Genomic DNA, 2,346 nt, shown 5'->3' with positions numbered 1-2,346 from the left:
GCGCTATGCCAAAGGCTCCGCGCCAGCGCCCGTCGCTTCACCCGCCCAGCAGGGCACAACCCACGCCGGAAACGAACTCAAAACTGCTGGGGCAACGTCAGTCCCATAGAGCCTTGATGGTCGGCCTTTGCTCGCAGCAGCGCCTTAGGTTGGGCGAAGGCGTTCTCAATCGGATTGAAGTCGGGACTGTAGGGCGGCAGGTAGAGCAGGCTCGCCTGCGGCCTCAATCGCGCCGCGCAGGGTTCTCCAGGCGGATGTCGCCAATGTCAAATTTGCTGGCATCCATGTCGCCCTCGCTTTCTGGTTCGAGATCGGAAAATCGCCGAATAATCAGCACATCAACCTGCGCCTGAAGGAGCTCACTGCCACTTTCGGCTGGCGGGGTGTGCCGCCCCACAATTAGAATGTCAATTGTCGTGCCAACCGCACAAGCGAAGGCCAGAAAGCCAACATGTGTTCTGCGGCTTAATTAAGAGTCAGCCGATGTCGGCCGAACATCACCTTGTCTCGAAGTCGACGATCCGACAGCAGATTGCGAAAGTTGGCGCGATGCGAAACAAACTGCTGAAGCGCTCAACTTTTATTGATCACGCGTGTTGGACGCGACGCACTCCCGTTCCAATCGGGCTGAGCGCAAATTCTCCCGGTTCACAAAACTGAGTCGCTGGAGTAGTGGGGGCGCAGAGAAATCTCCGGTCGCAGCCTTACCCGGTCAAAACAAGGATACCAATGATGAAGACTCTCGCCGTCTGCTCTGGCGGATTGGACTCCGTTTCCCTTGCTCACATGGTGGCAGCGGAGCACGAACTCACCGGCCTTCTATCTTTCGACTATGGCCAACGGCACAGGAAGGAATTGGGCTTCGCCGCTCTTTGCGCGCAGCGACTGAAGGTCCCGCACCAGATCATCGACATCGGCGAAATTGGCCGTGGCCTTTCCGGCTCAGCGCTGACTAGCAGTATCGACGTGCCGGACGGCCACTACGCCGAAGACACGATGAAGATTACGGTGGTGCCGAACCGCAATGCCATCATGTTGGCAATCGCCTTCGGTCTCGCCGCCGCCCACAGCGCCGAAGCGGTGGCGGCGGCCGTGCATGGTGGGGACCATTTCATCTATCCCGATTGCCGTCCGGCCTTCATTGAAGCTTTCCAGACAATGCAAGACCGCGCGCTCGACGGCTATGCGCAGATACGCCTCTATGCACCGTATGTGAATCTCGGAAAAGCTGACATTGTTGCGGATGGCGCAAGATACGGCACCCCGTTTGCTGAGACCTGGTCCTGTTACAAGGGCGGCGTGCGTCACTGCGGACGATGCGGGACCTGCGTCGAGCGGCGCGAAGCGTTCCATCTCGCCGGGCACGCTGATCCCACCGACTACGAGGACGCCGATTTCTGGCTTGAGGCGCTGCGCAGGAGGCGCGCGTAATGTTCCACATCACCAAGGAATTCCACTTCTCGGCCTCGCATCAGCTCACCTCCTTGCCTCCCAACCATCAATGCGCGCGCCTGCACGGGCATAACTATGTCGTCGTAGTGGAGCTGTCGGCCAAGGAACTGGACGCCCACGGCTTCGTGCGCGACTATCACGATCTGGCGCCGCTCAAACGCTACATTGACGAGAGCTTCGACCATCGGCACCTCAACGACGTGCTGGGACATGAGAAGGTCACGGCGGAATGCCTGGCCAGACATTTCTATGAATGGTGCAAGGCACGTCTGCCGCAGACCGCGGCCGTGCGCGTTAGCGAAACACCGAAAACTTGGGCGGAATACCGTCCGTGACCGACATGCATCCCGCAATCCGTGTGAGCGAGATATTCGGGCCGACTATCCAGGGCGAGGGCGTGCTCATCGGCTTGCCGACGGTGTTCATCAGAACCGGCGGATGTGATTATCGCTGTTCATGGTGCGACAGCCTTCACGCGGTGGACAATCAGTATCGCCATGAATGGCTACCGATGCCGATCGATGCCGTGTGGCAAACCGTCCATGCGCTTTCCGGCGGCAGGCCGGTTATGGTCTCCTTGTCAGGCGGCAACCCGGCCATTCAGCCGTTCGGTCCCCTCATAGAACGCGGCCATCGCGAGGGCTATCGTTTTGCACTGGAAACGCAGGGTTCCGTGGTGAGGGAGTGGTTTGCGGATCTTGACGTGCTGACCCTTAGCCCAAAGCCGCCGTCCAGCGAGATGACCACCCGTTGGGCTGCGTTTGATGCATGCCTCGAAGCGGCGCAAGAGAAGCCGCAAATCGTGCTCAAGCTCGTCGTTTTCGACGAGAGTGACTATGCCTACGCCAAAGAAGTCGCGGCGAGATATCCGCACCTTCCGATCTATCTGCAACC

At 59.3% G+C, this 2,346-nt stretch carries 4 protein-coding genes and 1 pseudogene; 3 read left to right on the top strand and 2 right to left on the bottom strand.

Annotation, left to right across the window (positions count from 1 at the left end):
* Nucleotides 1–122: 122 nt before the first annotated feature.
* Both EN749_RS34255 and EN749_RS37970 read right to left on the bottom strand, forming a co-directional pair.
* A pseudogene (locus EN749_RS34255) lies at nt 123–240 on the bottom strand (transposase); the annotation flags it as partial.
* Complete coding sequence (locus tag EN749_RS37970) at nt 224–397, bottom strand: hypothetical protein (protein WP_167512160.1); 174 nt, start codon at nt 395–397, stop codon at nt 224–226. The pseudogene EN749_RS34255 and the gene EN749_RS37970, both read right to left, overlap by 17 nt.
* 335 nt (nt 398–732) lie before the next feature.
* Between EN749_RS37970 and queC the strand changes: the two genes are divergently transcribed.
* The 3 genes from queC to queE all read left to right on the top strand — a co-directional run.
* Nucleotides 733–1,431: a 7-cyano-7-deazaguanine synthase QueC gene (gene queC / locus EN749_RS34250; RefSeq protein ID WP_063170389.1), complete on the top strand. Its 699-nt coding sequence runs from the start codon at nt 733–735 to the stop codon at nt 1,429–1,431.
* On the top strand, nt 1,431–1,787 hold the full coding sequence (gene queD / locus EN749_RS34245; RefSeq protein ID WP_126063824.1) for a 6-carboxytetrahydropterin synthase QueD: 357 nt from the start codon (nt 1,431–1,433) through the stop codon (nt 1,785–1,787). The genes queC and queD overlap by 1 nt, the downstream gene beginning before the upstream one ends.
* A gap of 5 nt (nt 1,788–1,792) precedes the next feature.
* Nucleotides 1,793–2,346: 7-carboxy-7-deazaguanine synthase QueE (queE, locus tag EN749_RS34240; protein WP_189367914.1), on the top strand; the 554-nt coding region annotated here is incomplete at its 3' end.

Origin of the sequence: Mesorhizobium sp. M7A.F.Ca.ET.027.02.1.1 (assembly GCF_004022985.1) — a bacterium.
Classification (GTDB): domain Bacteria; phylum Pseudomonadota; class Alphaproteobacteria; order Rhizobiales; family Rhizobiaceae; genus Mesorhizobium.
The sequence above is the reverse complement of the archived record's forward strand: the minus strand, read 5'-3'. Positions and strand labels throughout refer to the sequence as shown.